Genomic DNA, 17,039 nt, shown 5'->3' on the forward strand with positions numbered 1-17,039 from the left:
GGTTCGCGTTCCAGGCATCTTAAATGACTGCCCACGCTAGCTTGACACTGACAATGAGTTTCACGTGATTGTCCCCCTAGGTATGTATTCGTATAATGGATATGACCCGTGTAATTTTTACTGAAAAAACATGAGGAGGTTTTTTCCGTTGTCGCTGGAAATTGAACGCAAGTTTCTGTTGCCGGCGTATCCGGAGCAACTGATTCGGGAGGGAGAGCTGGTGGTACGGTCGGAACATGCGATCGACCAGACGTATCTAGCCCTGCATGAGGATCAGGAGCTGCGGGTTCGCAGAATCGAGGACTTGCGTACCGGAGAGATTCAATTTACACATACCTTCAAAAGAGGGTTTGGCCTGTCCCGGGAAGAAGTGGAGGTATCCATTTCGGAAGGGTTGTATCAGCAAATTATCGGGATTCATCAGGCCATTCCTTTAACCAAACGACGGGTGACTGCCGAATGGGACAAGCGTACAGTCGAGATCGACGTTTACGACCAGATCGATTTTATCGTTCTTGAAGTGGAATTCAGCTCAGAGGAGGAGGCGCGGTCCTTTGAGCCGCCGGCCTGGTTTGGCCCGGACATCAGCACCAGCAAGGAATACAGCAACAAGAAGGTATGGCGCGATTTACAAGCCCGCAAAAAAGAGACCTGACATCCTCAGGTCTCTCGTTCTATGACAGTTCTCTATTCCAGCGCCAGTCCGCCGCCTTCCCGCAGCAAAAAACCGTAGTTATTGCGGACGAACTCCAGCACTTTATCGCAGATGATCCGGTGCCCGTCTTCATTTGGATGGATGCCGTCCGAGCAGAGGAACTTCGTGTAATCAGGGTGCTCGAGAAAAGCGCCGCGTACGTCGATCATTTTGGTCTTGGTCATTTCCGATACTTTCAGAATCGTTGAATTGTACCGTTCCTGCCACCAATAAATCTTCGTGACACTCCCCAGCCATTTCAGGATGTTCTTCTCCGCTTCCGGGTCGTTGCGGCTGACCCATTTGAAGTAATTGTCGGCGTTGAGCGGCGGCAAGCTCATCAGGACCGGGACAATGTTCTGACTCTTTACGAATTGGATCGCTTCGGTCAGCATTTTCTCAAATAGAGGAAAGTCGGTTTTCGGGTGGTGTTCCGCCTCGGGATGCGCAGCAATTTCGTTCCAGTTGAAATCACAGTCATTGCCTCCATACTCGATTAAGATGATGTGGGGTTTATCCTTCTCCACGTCCCGCTTCAGGTTCGTGAGCCCCTTCATTAACGTGTTACCAAACCGCGCGGTATTATGAACCGCACCCTTCAATTTCTGCTGCAGCAGCGATACATAGTTGTTCTCCAGGACGACGTACTTACGGCGTTGTTCATCGTAGATGACGCCTTTGGAAATGGAGTCTCCGCTGACCATATACTTGATTTCATTTTTGGAAAAAAACTTGCTGTCGTTGATCACAATATCACCCCTCTTAAACCCCGAAACCTTGTTCATTTCGTTATATCTATTGTAGATGAGTTCTCTTCGCCTGTGCAAGTAAACAGTTCGTATTAACAAGAAAACGGAAGCATGCGAAAGTGGACAAGTCTAACCGGGAATGAGAGAATACGAGTGAAGCAACCATGAACAAAGGGAGGAAATCAGTTTGATACGTTTCGCCACGATTGGAACGAACTGGATTACGGAACGTTTTATTCAGGCAGCACTGGAAACGGAGCAATTTGCCTTAACGGCGGTTTACTCCCGGACCGAGGAGAAGGGCAGAGAGTTTGCTGCCAAGTTTGGCGACCCGCAGGTCTATACGGATTTGAAAGCCTTAGCGGCCAGCTCTGACGTCGATGCCGTTTATATCGCCAGCCCGAATTCCTTTCATGCGGAGCAGGCCATCTTGATGATGGACCACGGCAAGCATGTGTTATGCGAGAAGCCGATGGCGTCCAATGCGGCAGAGGTTCGCCGGATGATCGAAGCGGCGCGTCGCAATGATGTGTTGTTGATGGAGGCGCTGAAGTCGACGCTGATGCCGAACTTCCGGGCCGTGCAGGATAATTTGTACAAAATCGGCCAGGTGCGGCGTTATTTTTCAAGCTATTGTCAGTATTCTTCGCGGTATGATGCCTTTAAGCAAGGCAAGGTGATGAATGCCTTTAATCCCGCGTTTTCTAACGGGGCATTGATGGACCTCGGCATTTATTGTATCTATCCGATGGTGACACTGTTCGGGAAACCGGAATCGGTGCAGGCTTCTGCGGTGATGTTGTCTTCGGGCGTGGACGGAGAAGGCAGCCTTGTTGTGCGATATCCGGAGATGGACGGCGTGATCATGTATTCGAAAATTACCGACTCCTATCTGCCAACGGAAATCCAAGGGGAAAACGGTACGATCGTGATCGATCGGATCAATCAGCCCTATGAGGCTAAAATTCTGTACCGTGACGGTACAACTGAAGAATTAACCTGCTTCCAGCCGCAGGAGTCGATGTACTACGAGGCGCTGGAGTTCATTGAGCTGATTCTAAGCGGCAAGCGGGAGAGCCAGATCAATACCCATGCCCGTTCGCTAGCCGTTGCCGAGCTGATGGAGGAAGCCAGACGCCAGTTCGGATTGCGGTACGCGGCGGACGAGGACCAAGCCTGAGTCGTCGTTGGCCAGTCTGCTGGAATTGTCCTCAATGATTTAGCCCAAGCCGATAGATCGGTTTGGGCTATTTGCGTTCTGACGCATCCTCTCTTATGGGGTTGCTTTTGCACCATTATCCCCATGAGTCAGGTAGGCAAGTAGGGCAAGTGTGGGAGTAGTGGGGCAAGAAGATCATCAGAGATCCCCTCCTCAGTCTAACTCCAATTTCCCTGAGTATAAGGGATAATCATGAAAAAGGAGCGTTGGAGATATTTGCGCCCCCCCAAACTGACACAAATTCCCGTTGCAACCGCTTACATACTGAGATAGGATTATCGGAAGAGGTGAACTGGTTCATGAAGGACAAGAAATGGCTGGCGGGCATCATGATCTGCATCGTGGTTTTGGTCTATTTGTTTATCGGCTTTGCCAGGTACTCGGGGAAAATCGGCAGCATTGTCAAGGAGCTGCAAGGGCAGCCCGCGAGCGGAGAGCCACGCTATCATATCGTGCTGATCGAGCAAGAGCGCTACCATCCCTATTGGGAAATGGTGGAGAAAGGTGCAGCGGAGGCGGCGGAGAAGTATGGAATCGACATCGAGTTCACGGGACCAGTGCGCAACAACATGGAAGAGCAACTGAACCTGCTGGAAAAAGCGATCGCCGCCCGCGTCGACGCGATTATCGTGCAGGGGCTCAATGAAGAGCGGTTTACGCCGGTCATCGATAAGGCGGTACGCCGCGGCATCCCCGTCGTGACCATCGACACCGACGCGCCAAACAGCCAGCGGCTGACTTATGTCGGCACTGACAATTTAGCCGCGGGCGAGCGCCTGGGTCGCCTTGTCGTGGAGACGACTGGCGGGATTGGCAAGATCGGCGTGATCATCGGCAGCGATCAGGCCGCCAACCAGCTGCAGCGGCTGGACGGGCTGAAGAAAATCGTCGCCGAACACGAGGGGCTGGAGATCGTGGACGTTCGCAGCTCGAACATCTCCCACATGGAGGCGATTCAGCAGGCGGCCAACATGCTCCGGAACCATCCGGAGATCACCATTATGGTTGGCACCAGTGCAACCGATGCGCTTGGCATGCTGCAGGCGGCCAAAAACCGCGACGACCTGACGATTATCGGCTTCGACAATCAGAAGGAAACGCTGGAAGCGATTCGCAAAGGGGAGATCGAAGCGACGGTTGCGCAGCAGCCTTTTTTGATGGGAGAAACGGCGGTTCGGCTGCTCTATGAGCATTTCGGGGGACAACTGCTGAAGAAGGCCTACTTCACGGAAGTGAAAGTGCTAAATGCGCACAATGTGGAGGAGGGCGAGAGTTTATGAGCATCCGCCGCAAATTGTTTCTGTTTATTCCGTTGTTGGTGCTGGTGATGAGTTCGGTGTCCTTCTTCCTGTTCCAAAGCGGAAAGAGTGTTCAAGAGAGCTATCACCTGATGATGAAGCGCATCCTGCTGTACAAAGAGATCTCCTACGAGGTGGGGGAGAACATGCGGTCGATGAACCGATTCATTATGCAGTTAGATCAGGAGAGCTTGCCCGAAGTCGTTAAGCATTTGAATGCGGTCAAATCCTTGCGATCGGATCTCGATGGACTCCGGACGATTGGCGGAAGCGACCTGGCCCTCGCCAATTATCGCAACCTGATCGACACCTTCCTGGAGCAGGCCGAGGCGATGATTGAGCGGATTAGCTACGAGGATTCCGATACGATGGCCGGGGCTTATATCGAAGCGGAGCAGACACAGCGTTTTATCCGCGAGGAGGCGCAGGAGCTGGTCGACTTGGAGCTGGAGCAATATAAACCGATCTACGAAGAGATGATGGACGCGACCGGAAATCTGAACAAGCTGGGCATTCTATTGGTGGTGACGGCAGCGGCATTCAGCATTCTGCTGGCGATTTGGCTGTCACGCAGCATTACCAATCCGATCCGCCGGCTGGTCGCGACCGCCAAACAGATTTCTAAGGGGCGGATGGACACGAAGGCGCCGGAGAGCGACAGCAACGATGAGATCAGTATTTTGTGCCGGGCGTTTAACGGGATGATCGACAATATCCAGCAGTTGATGGCGGAGAATATTAACAACTTGGAGAAGGACCGACTGGTGAAGGAGCTGGAGCTCAAGACGCTGCAAAGCCAGATCAATCCGCATTTTTTATTTAATACTTTAAACTCGATTTCCAAGCTCGCCTATCTCGAAGGGGCGACTAAGACAAGCGATCTGGCTGTTTCCGTATCGCGTCTGCTGCGCTACAACCTGCAGAAGCTGGACCAGGCGGTTCCGCTGCGCGAGGAGGTGGCCCATGTGACGGAATACATGAACATCCAGAAGGCGCGCTTCCGCGATCGGATTGCCTTCAAGATGAACATCGACGAACGGACATTGGACGGGCGAGTTCCTTGCTTAACCCTTCAGCCAATTCTGGAGAACGCTTTTGTTCACGGCATCGAGCATATGGAGGAAGGAGCTGTGCTGGAGCTGGCGATTCGCCTTGGTGAGGAGGATCGGGTCGAAATCGAGATCCGCGATAACGGGGTTGGCATGAGCCGAGAAACGGTGGATCGGCTGCTGCAATCGGTTCGCGGAGACGCTCCGCAATTTGGTGGTAAACGGCATTCGACCGGCCTGGGTACGCATAATGTGTTCAAGCGGCTGCATTTATTTTTTGACGGTGAGGAACAAATCGAGATCGACAGCGAGGAAGGGGCAGGCACCGCCGTCCGGTTCACGCTGCCACTGCGCATAGGGATTTCATAGGACGGGAAGGGGGAATCCGAAATGTACACTTTGCTGATTGCGGATGATGAAGCATTGGAACGAGAAGGTCTGGAAATGATGATCCGTCACGCGATGCCGGATACGTTCCGGTTTGTTCATGCGGAGAACGGGCGCAGGGCGATCCAGTTGGCGGAGGAGGAACGGCCGGATTTTATTTTTATGGATATCAAAATGCCCGGGATTCAAGGATTGGAAGCGGTACGGGAGATCATGGCCCGTCAACCGGGGGCTCGGGTGGTGATTATCACGGCCCATGATTATTTTGCCTATGCGAAGGAGGGGTTGGCGCTTGGCGTGCGGGAATATCTGCTGAAGCCGGCCCGGCGGGAAGAAATTCTAGACGTATTGAAGCATCTGATCGCTGAAACCGAAGAGGCTAAGCGGGCCCGGGATGAGCAGCTCTCCTTGCAGGAGAAGCTCTCTCATCTATTACCGCTGGCGGAGAACGAGCTGTCGCTGATGTTGATGCTGGAATATGCGCAGGAGGTAGAAGCCGACCAACTGGCTCGGATGCTGAACCTCCAGTGGCGGAAGGGCTATGCGATGGTCCTGTCGTTTGCGAAGCATAACCCCAAAGAATGGGCCAGCTTCCAGGTGGCTAAGAAGGAGATTTACGAAGCGGTCAAGCAATGGGCGAAGCCGGGGTTGTCCTGCCTAGTCAGCCCGGTGGTGGGTCATAAGATTGCTTTGTTTATCCCGTTGCCGCCGGGACGGCCGGGGTATGAGCAGCGGGTGATGGCGCTGGAATGGGGCGAGCGGTTGCGCAGCCAGGTGGAGGAGCGCTTTGGGCTGCCGCTGTCTGTTGGGATCGGCGGCGTTCGCGAGGGCTGGGACGGGCTAAGCCGCTCGTACCGCGAAGCGGTCCGCGTCTGCGCGGAGGAGCAGGATATCGTCTGCGTTCGGCATTATGACGATATCGCCGAAAGCTCGGGCAGCCCTGCGATTTCGCTGGATGAGGAGAAGAAGCTGCTGGATGCATTGCTGCAGCAGGACAAATCCGAAGCTGCCGAGCGCTTAAACCTGTTATTTGAACGCCTGCAGGAGGAGCGTTCGGATGATTTTCCGCATCTGCGCGGGGATGTAATTGGGCTGCTCCTCTATTTGAGCCGCGGCGTGGAGGCAGGGGACGGTCCCGAGTTAATTGAGGATCTTCGCGCTTGCGAGAATGCGGAAGTGCTGCGGGAACGCGTACTGCACCGGCTTGGCATCTGGATGGATAGCCTGCGGGAACGAAAGGAACACAGCCGTTCACATGTGGTGCAGCGGGCGATCCTGTTCGTCACCCAGCGGTTCAAAGAAGAGATCTCGATGGAGCAAACGGCGGAATATGTGAATCTCAGTCCTTACTACTTCAGCAAATTGTTTAAGCTGCAGACCGGAGAGAATTTCAGCGACTATCTCACCCGACTGCGGATTGAGGAGGCGAAGCGGCTGATCGCCGAGCGCTCGTTAAGTCTGAAGGAAATTTGTTATGAGGTAGGCTACAAAGATCCCAATTATTTTAGCCGGGTATTCAAGAAAGCCGTCGGCATTAGCCCAAGCGAATATCGTCAGCAAATCGAAACGGAATAATAATGCTTCCGTGCAGTTCAGTGAGTCCTTGTCCCAGACAAGGACTTTTTTGTTGTGATTGCACAAAAAAATCCAGTGAAAGCATCGATTATGAAAGCATTTACATCCGATGGCAAAGGAATGCAGAACAAGCGCAAACGAGTGCAGGCTTTGACCGAACCGAAGTAAGGGAAGCAGTGCTACGATATTCATGTAAGCGCAATCATTACTCAATTCTTCAAAAAGAAGGGGCGTAGGCATAGTGAAAAAACACAGTCATTTTGTACGGTTAAGTTTGGCGGCCATTTTGTTGGCTTCCACCCTGGCAGGTTGCGGAATTGTCTCGGATGGCAGTGCCAACAGCGGGAAAGCAACGAACAATGCGGGCAGCGCGGCTGGAGGCAAGGACGACGGGAAAATCGTGATCGGGATGTCCATGGACACCCTGAAGGAAGAACGCTGGCAGAAGGACCGGGATTTATTCACCGCTAAAGTCGAAGAGCTCGGGGGCGAAGTGAAGGTGCTTGCGGCAAACGGTGACGATGCAACCCAGTTGAGCCAAGCTGAGCAGCTGATTTCGCAAGGCGTTGACGTATTGGTCGTCATCGCGCATAACGCGGAAGCGACTGCACCGATTGTGGAAAAAGCGCACAAAGAAGGCATCAAGGTCATCGCATATGACCGTTTGATTCGCAACTCGGACGTTGACTACTACATTTCCTTCGATAACGTTCGGGTCGGCGAACTCCAAGCCCAGGCTGTCATTGACGCCGCACCAAAGGGCAACATCGTATACATCGGCGGTGCGGACACGGACAACAACGCGCACATGTTTAAGGAAGGCGCGATGAACGTGCTGAAGCCGCTGGAGGAGAAAGGCGACATCAAGATCGTCTATGACCAGTTCTCCAAGGACTGGAAGCCGGAGGAAGCGCTGAAGAACATGGAGAACGCGCTGACTGCCAATAACAATGACATCCAGGGCGTAGTTGCTGCAAATGACGGTACGGCCGGCGGGGTTATCCAAGCGTTAAACGCCCAAGGGATGGCCGGCAAAATTCCGGTATCCGGGCAGGATGCAGACTTGGCTGCAGTTCAACGGATCGCTGAAGGAACGCAGCTGATGACCGTCTACAAGCCGATTAAATCGATTGCCACCACCGCTGCGGAAATGGCTGTTGCAGCCGCCAAAGGCGAGGAAGTCAAAGCCGATAAAACGGTCAACAACGGTAAAATTGACGTGCCTTCCGTGTTGCTGGATCCTATTCCAGTCAACAAGGATAGCCTGAATGTCGTAATTGATGACGGGTTCCACAAGCTGGAGGACGTGTACAAAAACGTACCCAAGGATCAATGGCCGAAGTAATACGAACCGGATACCCGGTTAGGGCGGAAGCGGCGAAAATCAGGGAGCGCTTCGGCGCCTCCTTGGTTTCGCGCTATTCGCCGATCCTTAGGCGAATGAAGGAGAGCTAAGCCTATGTATGTATTGGAAATGGTGAACATCAGCAAGGAGTTTCCTGGCGTGAAAGCCCTTGACCGCGTGAACTTCCAGGTGCGTAAAGGGGAAATTCACGCGCTGTGCGGCGAGAACGGAGCGGGTAAATCTACGCTGATGAAGGTGCTAAGCGGCTTGTACCCAGCCGGCACCTACAGCGGGGACATCGTCATCGGCGGCGAGAAGAAGCAGTTCCAAGGCATTGCCGATGCGGAAAAAGCCGGCATCGCCATCATTCACCAGGAGCTGGCGCTCGTGAAGGAGATGACGGTGGGCGAGAATATTTTCTTGGGGACAGAACCTACCAAACGCGGCGTGATCCAGTGGGATGAGCTGTATCATAACGCGGCGCAATGGCTGAAGCGGGTTGGACTCAATATTTCTCCGGACACCAAAATCGGCAGTCTCGGCATTGGCCAGCAGCAATTGGTGGAGATTGCCAAGGCGTTGTCCAAGCATACGCAGATTTTGATTCTGGATGAACCTACGGCCGCTTTAACGGAAAGCGAAGTGGCGATCCTGATGGACATCTTAAATCAGCTGCGCAGCGAAGGGGTGTCTTGCGTATATATCTCGCACAAGATGCCGGAGGTGTTTGCTCTGGCCGACTCGATTACGGTGCTTCGCGACGGCCGCACAATCGCGACGCTGGATCGCAAGGAAACGAATGACGACCAGGTCGTATCGCTGATGGTCGGACGGGAGCTGACGGAACGGTACCCGCGGGTGGAGCATCGCCCATCGGATACCGTGCTGGAGGTTCGGAACTATAACGTGTGGCATCCGGAGAAGCGGAATCAGAGGGTGATTAAGGATGTCAGCTTCCAGGTGCGCAAGGGGGAAATCCTTGGCATCGCGGGGTTGATGGGGGCCGGGCGGACCGAGCTGGTCAGCAGCCTGTTTGGTGCTTACGGCGGCAAGGCGACAGGTGAGATTTTCGTCGAAGGCAAACCGGTGCGGATTCGCTCCGTCTCCGACGCCATTCGGGCCGGACTCGCCCTCGTCAGCGAGGATCGCAAGCGTCAAGGGCTCGTCATGGGAATGGACGTGAAGACGAACACCACGATGGCGACGCTAGCTAAGGTCTCGAAGTTTGGCGTGATTAACGATAACGAGGAAATCCGCTGGGGCTTGAAATATGTGCAGGATTTAAAGACGAAAACCGCGTCGTTGGAAACTCCGGTCGGCACGTTGTCCGGCGGGAACCAGCAGAAGGTCGTTGTCGGTAAATGGCTGATGTCTGACCCGAAAATTCTGATTATGGACGAACCAACCCGCGGCATTGATGTCGGGGCGAAATACGAGATTTATCATTTGATGAATCAGCTGGTTGACCAGGGCGTGGCGATCATCATGATTTCCTCGGAGCTTCCTGAGGTGCTCGGGATGAGCGACCGGATTCTGGTGATGAGTGAAGGCCGATTCGTCCGGGAGTTCGACTGGCGCGAGGCGACCCAAGAAAATATCATGCAAGCCGCTACAGGAGGGAAATAAACATGGAGCTTCAAAAGGAAATCGGTACACAAACGGACGGTTCGGCGGTGAAGTCGACGCTGTGGGGCAGCCTGTTCGGCAAAATGGACGTGCGCGCCTACACGATGGTGGGGGCGCTGGTGTTGATTTGGGTATTTTTTGGCCTGCTGGACCCCACCTTTTTGACGCCGCGGAACTTATCTAACCTGTTTACGCAAATGTCGGTGACCTCGATCTTGGCAATTGGGATGGTCTTGGTCATCGTCGCCGGGCATATTGACTTGTCGGTGGGCTCTATCTTGGGGTTAACCGGCGGGCTTGCCGCGATCTTCAGCAACTGGCTGGAGCTTCCGGCGATTGTAGTCATTCTCGCGACGCTGGCGGCTGGCGCGATCTTAGGCTTGGTGCAAGGCTGGCTGGTCGCCTACAAAATGATCCCCGCCTTTATCGTCACATTGGGGGGCATGATGGTCTTTCGCGGGACGCTGATGGGCGTGACGAAATCGATGACGATCCCGGTCTCCGATAAAGTGCTGGCGCTGTTAGGTAACGCGTATTTTGCCTCGGGATTCGGCATCATCCTCGGGGTTTTAGCCATCGCTCTAATTGTATGGAGCACGCTGCGTAAACGCCGTTCTCGGCAGAAATATGGCTTCGAGGTGGCGCCGTTTGTGGTGGACGTGATCAAGATGGCAGCGCTCTCCCTGCTGGTTATCGCTTTCGTACTTGTGATGAATGCCTACAAAGGCATTCCGTTCCCAATCATCTTCGTTATCGTGCTGGCGGCTATTTTCTTCTTCCTGTCCACCAAAACGACCTTCGGCCGGCATATTTATGCCATTGGCGGTAACCTAGAAGCGGCTCGGCTGTCCGGTATCAACATCCGCCGCAAGACGATGACTGTCTTCCTGCTCAGCGGGTTACTGGCGTCCATCGCGTCGATTATCTTGACATCACGTCTGGCTTCGGCAACGATCACCGCCGGGAACATGGCAGAGATGGATGCGATCGCGGCATGCGTCATCGGCGGGACATCGTTGATGGGCGGCGCGGGGACGGTGCTCGGCGCTTTGATCGGTGCGCTCGTTATGACTTCGCTCGACAATGGGATGTCGCTGATGGGGCTGGAGTCGTTCTGGCAATACGTGGTGAAGGGTTCGATTCTCGTCTTTGCCGTATGGCTCGACATTTCCAACCGGCGTAAAGGGTTGAGATAAGAGGTTGATGAATAAAGACGGCACTTCTTAGGAACCTGTTCCTTTGTTGGGGAGCTCCTTGGAAGTGCCGTTTTTCGTTTCGTTTGGTTTGGCTTGGTTCTGTGGTTCGATTCTTAGGTTCGGTATTTTTTGGTTCGGTTCGCTTGACGGTCCTTTGGTGGCTTTAGCCGAGGCTTCGTTGTTAAGTTAATCGGTGACTTATTTATTGGTAGGTGACAATCAGCGCATTGCTGATTTTGCGGCCCGGCTGGGTCAGGTATTTACCGTTATAATATAAGCCGCTGGAAGCGCCGCCGTCGAGGTTCATCGCTTGGTACGCGCCGGCTTGCTTCATGATTTCTGCCAGCTGCGGAATCGTGGCGCCGCCGGTGGTCAGCAGGATCAGCTTATGGTCCTGCGTGATCCCTAAGGCGCTGCGGGCACCGCCGCCGGTGAGGATTTTCGGGTCCTTGAAGCCCTCAGCTTTAACGTCGATGGCCACTTTACCATTCACCACAAGTCGTGGTCCAGCTTGAAGCGCTCCTTCCATCGTGCCTGCGTTAAAGGCATCATTGAAGTCTTCGCCAGGGATTAACCGCGCCAGCAGGTTGGAGTCATAGGTGAAGATGGTGCGCTTGTCGCCGGAAGCCTTCATCTTCATCACGCCGCCGCTGACGATATAGCCGTAAGGCGCTTTGTAGGCGTTATCGGTGTAAGCGTTGAAGAACGTGCCGTTGATGGCGACAACCGCTTTGTGGCGCTTGGCGAGGCTGCTCAGCTCCTCAACCTTGCCAACTGCGTCGCCAGCGAGCGCGACCTTCAGGCGGACCTTGGGATCCATCAGCGAGATGGTGACCATCTGCGTAGAGAAGGAACGTCCGCCGACTTTGAACGTCTTGCGCGCGCTGACGATCGCCTTGGAGGCGCCAGCGCTGGTAAGCGCGCTGCGGCTTGCGTACGGCAGGGTCAAGCGGGCATCGCCTTGACCCAGCGTAATGGAGCCGACGGTCTTGTCCCATTCCGCCGGCAAATTGAACGTGGCGCTGACGAACTGCAGCGGCACGTAGGTTGCGCCGGCCAGGGTGAACGGCGCGTCGGCTAAGGCGACCGGCTCGCCATTGACTTCGGCTTTGGCGGAGCCGACCTTCAGGATCGCGGACGTGGCTTCGCCCTGCGCGATCGTCAGCTGCTGCCGGGCCGCATCCCACTGAACGCGGATGCCGTTCAGTCCGTCTAAGGCCCGGCTCGGCACAAACGCACGTCCGCTGGCTGAGTCCAGCAGGACGACGTTTTTGGCCGGCGCCGCCGTCGCTGTGCTTGCGGCGGTGGCGGGAGCCGGGGCGGCGGCCCAGCTGATGCCGCCGGAGAGGAGGCAGACTAGGGCGAGCGCTAGAAGCAACAGGCGTCTTGCATTGTTGCGAGAGAACATGCTCGTTTCGTTCATCAATGTGGTTTCTCCTTTTTTTATGTATATTGGAAATCGCTACTCTATCTAATATCGGAAAGGTACTCGATTTTTCATATACAAAATGGTGCGAATGAAGAAAAATTTGGAATATACTCGGTTTTTCATATAGATTTCGGATAGTATCCTTGAAATTGGGTAATTCTATATGAAATTTCATATATAATCCCTAAAAAAGGCCGAAATCGTTAAATTATACTCGATTTTTCGAGTACATTTGGTGTCGAGTGGGAGCGCGGCGAATAAACAGCTGTGCGAAGGAGAGTAGGACGGATATACAGGGGTAGAGAGAGTAGAGTGGATGAGCAACAGCGGAGATAGAGAGTAGCGTAGAGGGGTAACGGCAAGGTGCGAGAGAGTAAAGTGCATGAGTAACCGTAGTGAGAAAGGTAGAGTGGATGAGCAACAGCGGTGATAGAAAGTAGGGTAGATAGGTTCAACAATGTGCGAGAGAGTGAGTTGCGGATAAACATTAGTGGGGAGGGAACCAGGGCAAATAGCAACCATGCGAGGGGATAGTGCTGGCATTCAGGCTACAAAAAACGGTGCAAGGGGCAGTCCCTCACACCGCGCTATGGGCTTGATCTGCCACATTCGCCATTCACAGCTCATCTACCACTTTCGCCACCTGCACCCCGGTGGCCTCCGCCGCTCTCACCACGTTAGCGCATCATCCACCGGCGGCCTCCGCGGCTCTCACCACGTTAGCACATCATCCACCGGCAGCCTCCGTTGCTCTCACCACGTTAGCGCATCATCCACCGGCAGCCTCCGCGGCTCTCACCACGTTAGCACATCATCCACCGGCGGCCTCCGTTGCTCTCGCCACGCTCACGCATCATTCACCCGTAGCATCTGCCCCTCTCGCCGCGCTTACCACCGCGTTCGCCTTTCACCGCATATACAGCTTCTGGTAATACTCCTCCAGCATCCGCTTGGTGGAGAATGCCTCGCGGGTCGTTTCGATGCTGCGCCGCATCATCTGTACCCAGCGGGGGCGGTCCTTGTAGTAGGTCGGCACGACCCGGTTGAACAGCGTGTCGTAGAGCGCTGCGCTGTCATGCCGGTCCAGCTCGTTCGGGTCGGCTGACTCGAAGCCGTCGCCGATCTGCCAGCCGTTCTCGCCGTCCAAGCAGGCTTCCGGCCACCAGCCGTCAAGGGTCGAGCAGTTCAGCACGCCGTTGACGGCGGCTTTCATGCCCGAGGTGCCGCTCGCTTCCAGCGGCCGGCGCGGGTTGTTGAGCCAAACGTCCGCGCCGCGGGTCAGTTTGGCGCCGATCGTCATATCGTAGTTTTCCAGGAACACGACGCTGCCCGGATACCGTTTCATCATTGCCACCAGGTTGCTGACGATCCGCTTGCCCGTTTCGTCATTCGGATGAGCTTTGCCGGAGAAGACGAGCTGGATCCGTCCTGATTCAAGATAAGGTGAGATCAGGTCCGGCCGGGAAAAGATTAGGTCGCTGCGCTTATACGGCGCAGCCCGGCGCGAGAACCCGATCAGCAGCCGCTCCGGGTTCAGCTCCACTCCCGAGCGCTCGCGGATCAAATCGATCAGCTCGCGCTTTAACTCCATGTGGACGGCCCATAGATCGCCGCCCTCGTCATAAGCGCGGAGCATCCGCGGATCGGACCACGTCGGCAGGTGGATCGCGTTCGTGATCCCGATGATCTCCGAGCGACCGGCCACGTCCTTCCACATGCGGTTTGCGGTCTCCGCATGCAAGGCGGCTACCGCATTGGAACGGCGTGCGAGCCGCAGACCAGCAACGGTCATGTTAAACGGGTTGCCGCCAATCCGCTCCATCTGGTCGCGGCTTAACCCGTTGTAGGCAGACATCGTCTCCAGCAGATCCAGCCCATGGGCTTCATTGCCTTCCTTAACCGGCGTATGCGTCGTAAAGACGACGGATTCACGGGTATTCCGCCAAGCCGATTCGAAGGTGAGTCCGGCTTGCATTTTTTCGCGAATCAGCTCCGTGGCGGCCAAGACCGCATGCCCCTCGTTGAAATGGTACACCTCTACCGGGATGTTCAGTGCGCGAAGCGCCTTTACGCCTCCGATGCCCAGCACAATTTCCTGGGCAATTCTTTCCTCACCGAAGCCGCCGCCATACAAGCGGGCGGTAATCCAGCCGTTCCCGCTGCCCGGGAGGTCGGTATCCAGTAAATAGAGCGGATTATTGCCAAACTGTTCGGTTTTCCATACTTTGCAAGGAACTTCGGTATTTTTGATCGTCACCGTGACGGTAATGCCGGTGTCCTCCAGAAATTCATACTCATGATCCGTAAACGTATCGTAAGGCCGTCCATCCTCACCGATTCGCTGGTCGGTATATCCTTGCTTCCACTTAATGCCAATGCCGACGAGGGGAGCGCCGATGTCCTTGGCCCCTTTGATGAAATCGCCGGCGAGGATGCCTAGTCCCCCCGCATACATTTTAAAATCGGAATGAAGACCGTACTCCATGCTGAAATAAGCAACGGTAGGGAGTTGCCTTTCGCCCATGGGAATACCTCCTTTGCTATGCAAACGTCGTGTTGCACTGAAAGCGATTTACGCTATTAGTGTAGTCCGAAGGCGGGCGGAAGGTGACTGAAGGGGGCGTTTAAGCGCGTGAGAGTGAGAGGGAGGCGGCGGGAGTAGAGGACGGCTAAATGCTTTACCATCTGGCGATGCATCCAATCATATTAAGCAGGGCCCAAATCCTCCGGATGGAGATCGCTGTCAACGTAAGCCCGCTCCTGTTCTTCGTTGGCGATCGCTTGAATTTCTTCGGAGCCGATGTTGATGTAGACGTAACCGTCCTGGGCTTGCTTCTTTAAGGCTCGTTCCTTGAAATATTTTGGACTTGCCTCGCCCGCCTCCTCATCATAAACGAGCAGAATGCCGTCAGTCTTGCGGAACAGCAGCTCGTCCCGGCCTGTAAACTGCCAAGGACCAAGGTACCCCTCCTTACTTGCGGCTGCGTAATGGTCGACCTGGCGCAGAATTTGCGAATAGTAGTCCTTTTTCTCGTCGCTCCATTTCTCTTCTTGACGGCTGTAGGCGGTGATGATCGAGCATTTCAGCTGAGGATACCGCTTCTTCAACTCAAAAACAGCTTCGCAGGCCCACAGATCCACGCCGTATTGGCCAGGGGTAATGACCCATTCTAACCCTTCTTCGAGCAAGGGAATGAGGCGATTGATCATCGCTTGGCGGATATAGGGAATGCCAGGATGCTTCTGGTTGAAGATACCGAGCTCATGGGCGCGATAACCGGTGACAAGTAGATTTTTCAAGTTGATAACTCCTTAACATAAGTTGATCCTAGTGCCGATCACGGCCACGTAACGTATTATACCTTGCTTTTCTTAACCGGCAAAAACAAAAACACCGCTTCGCAAGGGAGGAAGACCTCACTGGCTCGGCGGTAGATGTTTGACATTCACCATATAGGGGATCAGGCAGATCGCCCAAGCCCATGGCAGCGGTTACAAGAAGCGTGACGAATTAACCGTGAATCGAGAGCAGGGTAAACACGGTATAGAACACCGCATAAAAAGCACCCAGTCCCACAATCCATAGAAAAGCGTTGCCTTTCAATTTCTCCGGTTGCCACATGAGGATTCGCTCCTTTACGTTTCACTGGACTCATAAAAATGTGAACAAATTGTGTCTGACTTAATTATTGAACATTTTGTGTCAAAAATCAAACAATTTATTGAACAAATTCAATTTTTTTTGAAAATCAACAAAAAACCATGCCCCGTAGGGCATGGTCGGTCATTTGAGTTTTCTGTTATTATCCTTTAAATGGAGAAAAGCCTTCCTCCGCCAAATACTCCCCGGCTTCCTCACGGGTTTCGAAAGCCATCTCCAGGCTTAATCCGGAGTAGATATACCACAAATCATCCTCATATTTGAGTGTCAGCTTCTCGCCTTTGCCATTCACCCAGATCCCCCCGGTTGAGGTGTTGTGCGAGGAACCGTCTGTCGCTCCCGAGTGAGCAGGGGATGAAACGCTGTCTTTGTCCTTTCGGGCGGACAAAGAGGCAATGGACGCCTCAACCAGGCGACGTAACTCCGGCTCTGCCATGTCCCGGATATTCACGAATCCTTTGGCATCGGTCTCATACCCGTCCAGCAGCCCGGCGTATACAAAACCGTTCCCGTTGGGGTGCAGGTGGTAGACGACGGTTTTTTTATCATAAACGCTGCCTTCATAGTGGAAATTTACCCGGCCCAGCGATACGTTTCTTTGCTCCAACTCAGGGAATGATTTGAAAATTTCCAGTTTCTGATCAAATGTCAGCATGCGGCCCAACCTCTCAATTGGCGATATTACGGGGCTTGTCCTTCCCGCGTCTATTGATTATAGCATATCGGACTCTCCAATTCGTGCCGTTTCCCGATTGGGTCAGTGTCAAGCTAGCGTGGGCAGTCATTTAAGATGCCTGGAACGCGAACCTGA

Annotated in this window: 13 protein-coding genes; 8 read left to right on the forward strand and 5 right to left on the reverse strand. The window is 54.1% G+C overall.

Going from position 1 to position 17,039, the window contains the following annotated elements:
• Positions 1-148 precede the first annotated feature (148 nt).
• Positions 149-655 (forward strand): CYTH domain-containing protein, encoded by a 507-nt coding sequence (locus RW092_RS12930; RefSeq protein WP_316010397.1) that lies wholly within the window; start codon positions 149-151, stop codon positions 653-655.
• 32 nt (positions 656-687) lie between these two features.
• Here the strand turns inward: RW092_RS12930 and RW092_RS12935 are convergent, their stop codons facing one another.
• On the reverse strand, positions 688-1,443 hold the full coding sequence (locus RW092_RS12935; protein ID WP_316010398.1) for an SGNH/GDSL hydrolase family protein: 756 nt from the start codon (positions 1,441-1,443) through the stop codon (positions 688-690).
• Between the two features lie 190 nt (positions 1,444-1,633).
• Here RW092_RS12935 and RW092_RS12940 point away from each other — a divergent pair, with 190 nt between their 5' ends.
• The 7 genes from RW092_RS12940 to RW092_RS12970 all read left to right on the forward strand — a co-directional run bounded on the left by RW092_RS12940 (position 1,634) and on the right by RW092_RS12970 (position 11,138).
• Positions 1,634-2,623, forward strand: coding sequence for a Gfo/Idh/MocA family protein (locus RW092_RS12940; RefSeq protein WP_028539639.1), 990 nt, complete (start codon positions 1,634-1,636; stop codon positions 2,621-2,623).
• A 338-nt stretch (positions 2,624-2,961) separates the two neighbouring features.
• Positions 2,962-3,942, forward strand: a complete 981-nt coding sequence (locus tag RW092_RS12945) for a sugar-binding protein (protein WP_316010399.1) — start codon at positions 2,962-2,964, stop codon at positions 3,940-3,942.
• The gene (locus RW092_RS12950; RefSeq protein ID WP_316010400.1) at positions 3,939-5,378 is read left to right on the forward strand and encodes a sensor histidine kinase; all 1,440 of its coding nucleotides are present in this window, start codon (positions 3,939-3,941) and stop codon (positions 5,376-5,378) included. The genes RW092_RS12945 and RW092_RS12950 overlap by 4 nt, the downstream gene beginning before the upstream one ends.
• 21 nt (positions 5,379-5,399) lie before the next feature.
• Complete coding sequence (locus RW092_RS12955) at positions 5,400-6,971, forward strand: helix-turn-helix domain-containing protein (protein WP_316010401.1); 1,572 nt, start codon at positions 5,400-5,402, stop codon at positions 6,969-6,971.
• Positions 6,972-7,212: 241 nt separating this feature from the next.
• Complete coding sequence (xylF, locus tag RW092_RS12960) at positions 7,213-8,316, forward strand: D-xylose ABC transporter substrate-binding protein (RefSeq protein WP_316010402.1); 1,104 nt, start codon at positions 7,213-7,215, stop codon at positions 8,314-8,316.
• Positions 8,317-8,430: 114 nt separating this feature from the next.
• A complete protein-coding gene (locus tag RW092_RS12965) occupies positions 8,431-9,942 on the forward strand; it encodes a xylose ABC transporter ATP-binding protein (RefSeq protein WP_316010403.1) in 1,512 nt (503 codons plus the stop codon).
• Positions 9,943-9,944: 2 nt separating this feature from the next.
• A complete protein-coding gene (locus RW092_RS12970; protein ID WP_016313299.1) occupies positions 9,945-11,138 on the forward strand; it encodes a sugar ABC transporter permease in 1,194 nt (397 codons plus the stop codon).
• A gap of 202 nt (positions 11,139-11,340) precedes the next feature.
• Here RW092_RS12970 and RW092_RS12975 read toward each other — a convergent pair whose 3' ends face one another.
• The 4 genes from RW092_RS12975 to RW092_RS12990 all read right to left on the reverse strand — a co-directional run bounded on the left by RW092_RS12975 (position 11,341) and on the right by RW092_RS12990 (position 16,883).
• Positions 11,341-12,561, reverse strand: a complete 1,221-nt coding sequence (locus RW092_RS12975; RefSeq protein ID WP_316010404.1) for a phosphodiester glycosidase family protein — start codon at positions 12,559-12,561, stop codon at positions 11,341-11,343.
• Between the two features lie 913 nt (positions 12,562-13,474).
• Positions 13,475-15,091: an alpha-glucan family phosphorylase gene (gene glgP, locus RW092_RS12980; protein ID WP_316010405.1), complete on the reverse strand. Its 1,617-nt coding sequence runs from the start codon at positions 15,089-15,091 to the stop codon at positions 13,475-13,477.
• A gap of 182 nt (positions 15,092-15,273) precedes the next feature.
• Complete coding sequence (locus tag RW092_RS12985; RefSeq protein ID WP_085169278.1) at positions 15,274-15,867, reverse strand: SLOG family protein; 594 nt, start codon at positions 15,865-15,867, stop codon at positions 15,274-15,276.
• 503 nt (positions 15,868-16,370) lie between these two features.
• Entirely contained in the window at positions 16,371-16,883 is a 513-nt protein-coding gene (locus RW092_RS12990) for a hypothetical protein (protein WP_316010406.1), read from the reverse strand.
• Between the last annotated feature and the right edge of the window lie 156 nt (positions 16,884-17,039).

It is taken from the genome of Paenibacillus sp. 3LSP, assembly GCF_032465655.1.
GTDB lineage: Bacteria > Bacillota > Bacilli > Paenibacillales > Paenibacillaceae > Fontibacillus > Fontibacillus barengoltzii.

What these genes read in the sequence shown, in the direction of transcription:
- RW092_RS12955 (WP_316010401.1), top strand. Translation starts at nt 5,400, where the DNA reads ATGTACACTTTGCTGATTGCGGATGATGAAGCATTGGAACGAGAAGGT.
- RW092_RS12950 (WP_316010400.1), top strand. Translation starts at nt 3,939, where the DNA reads ATGAGCATCCGCCGCAAATTGTTTCTGTTTATTCCGTTGTTGGTGCTG.
- RW092_RS12970 (WP_016313299.1), top strand. Translation starts at nt 9,945, where the DNA reads ATGGAGCTTCAAAAGGAAATCGGTACACAAACGGACGGTTCGGCGGTG.
- RW092_RS12965 (WP_316010403.1), top strand. Translation starts at nt 8,431, where the DNA reads ATGTATGTATTGGAAATGGTGAACATCAGCAAGGAGTTTCCTGGCGTG.
- RW092_RS12945 (WP_316010399.1), top strand. Translation starts at nt 2,962, where the DNA reads ATGAAGGACAAGAAATGGCTGGCGGGCATCATGATCTGCATCGTGGTT.
- RW092_RS12990 (WP_316010406.1), bottom strand. Translation starts at nt 16,883, where the DNA reads ATGCTGACATTTGATCAGAAACTGGAAATTTTCAAATCATTCCCTGAG.
- RW092_RS12975 (WP_316010404.1), bottom strand. Translation starts at nt 12,561, where the DNA reads ATGAACGAAACGAGCATGTTCTCTCGCAACAATGCAAGACGCCTGTTG.
- glgP (WP_316010405.1), bottom strand. Translation starts at nt 15,091, where the DNA reads ATGGGCGAAAGGCAACTCCCTACCGTTGCTTATTTCAGCATGGAGTAC.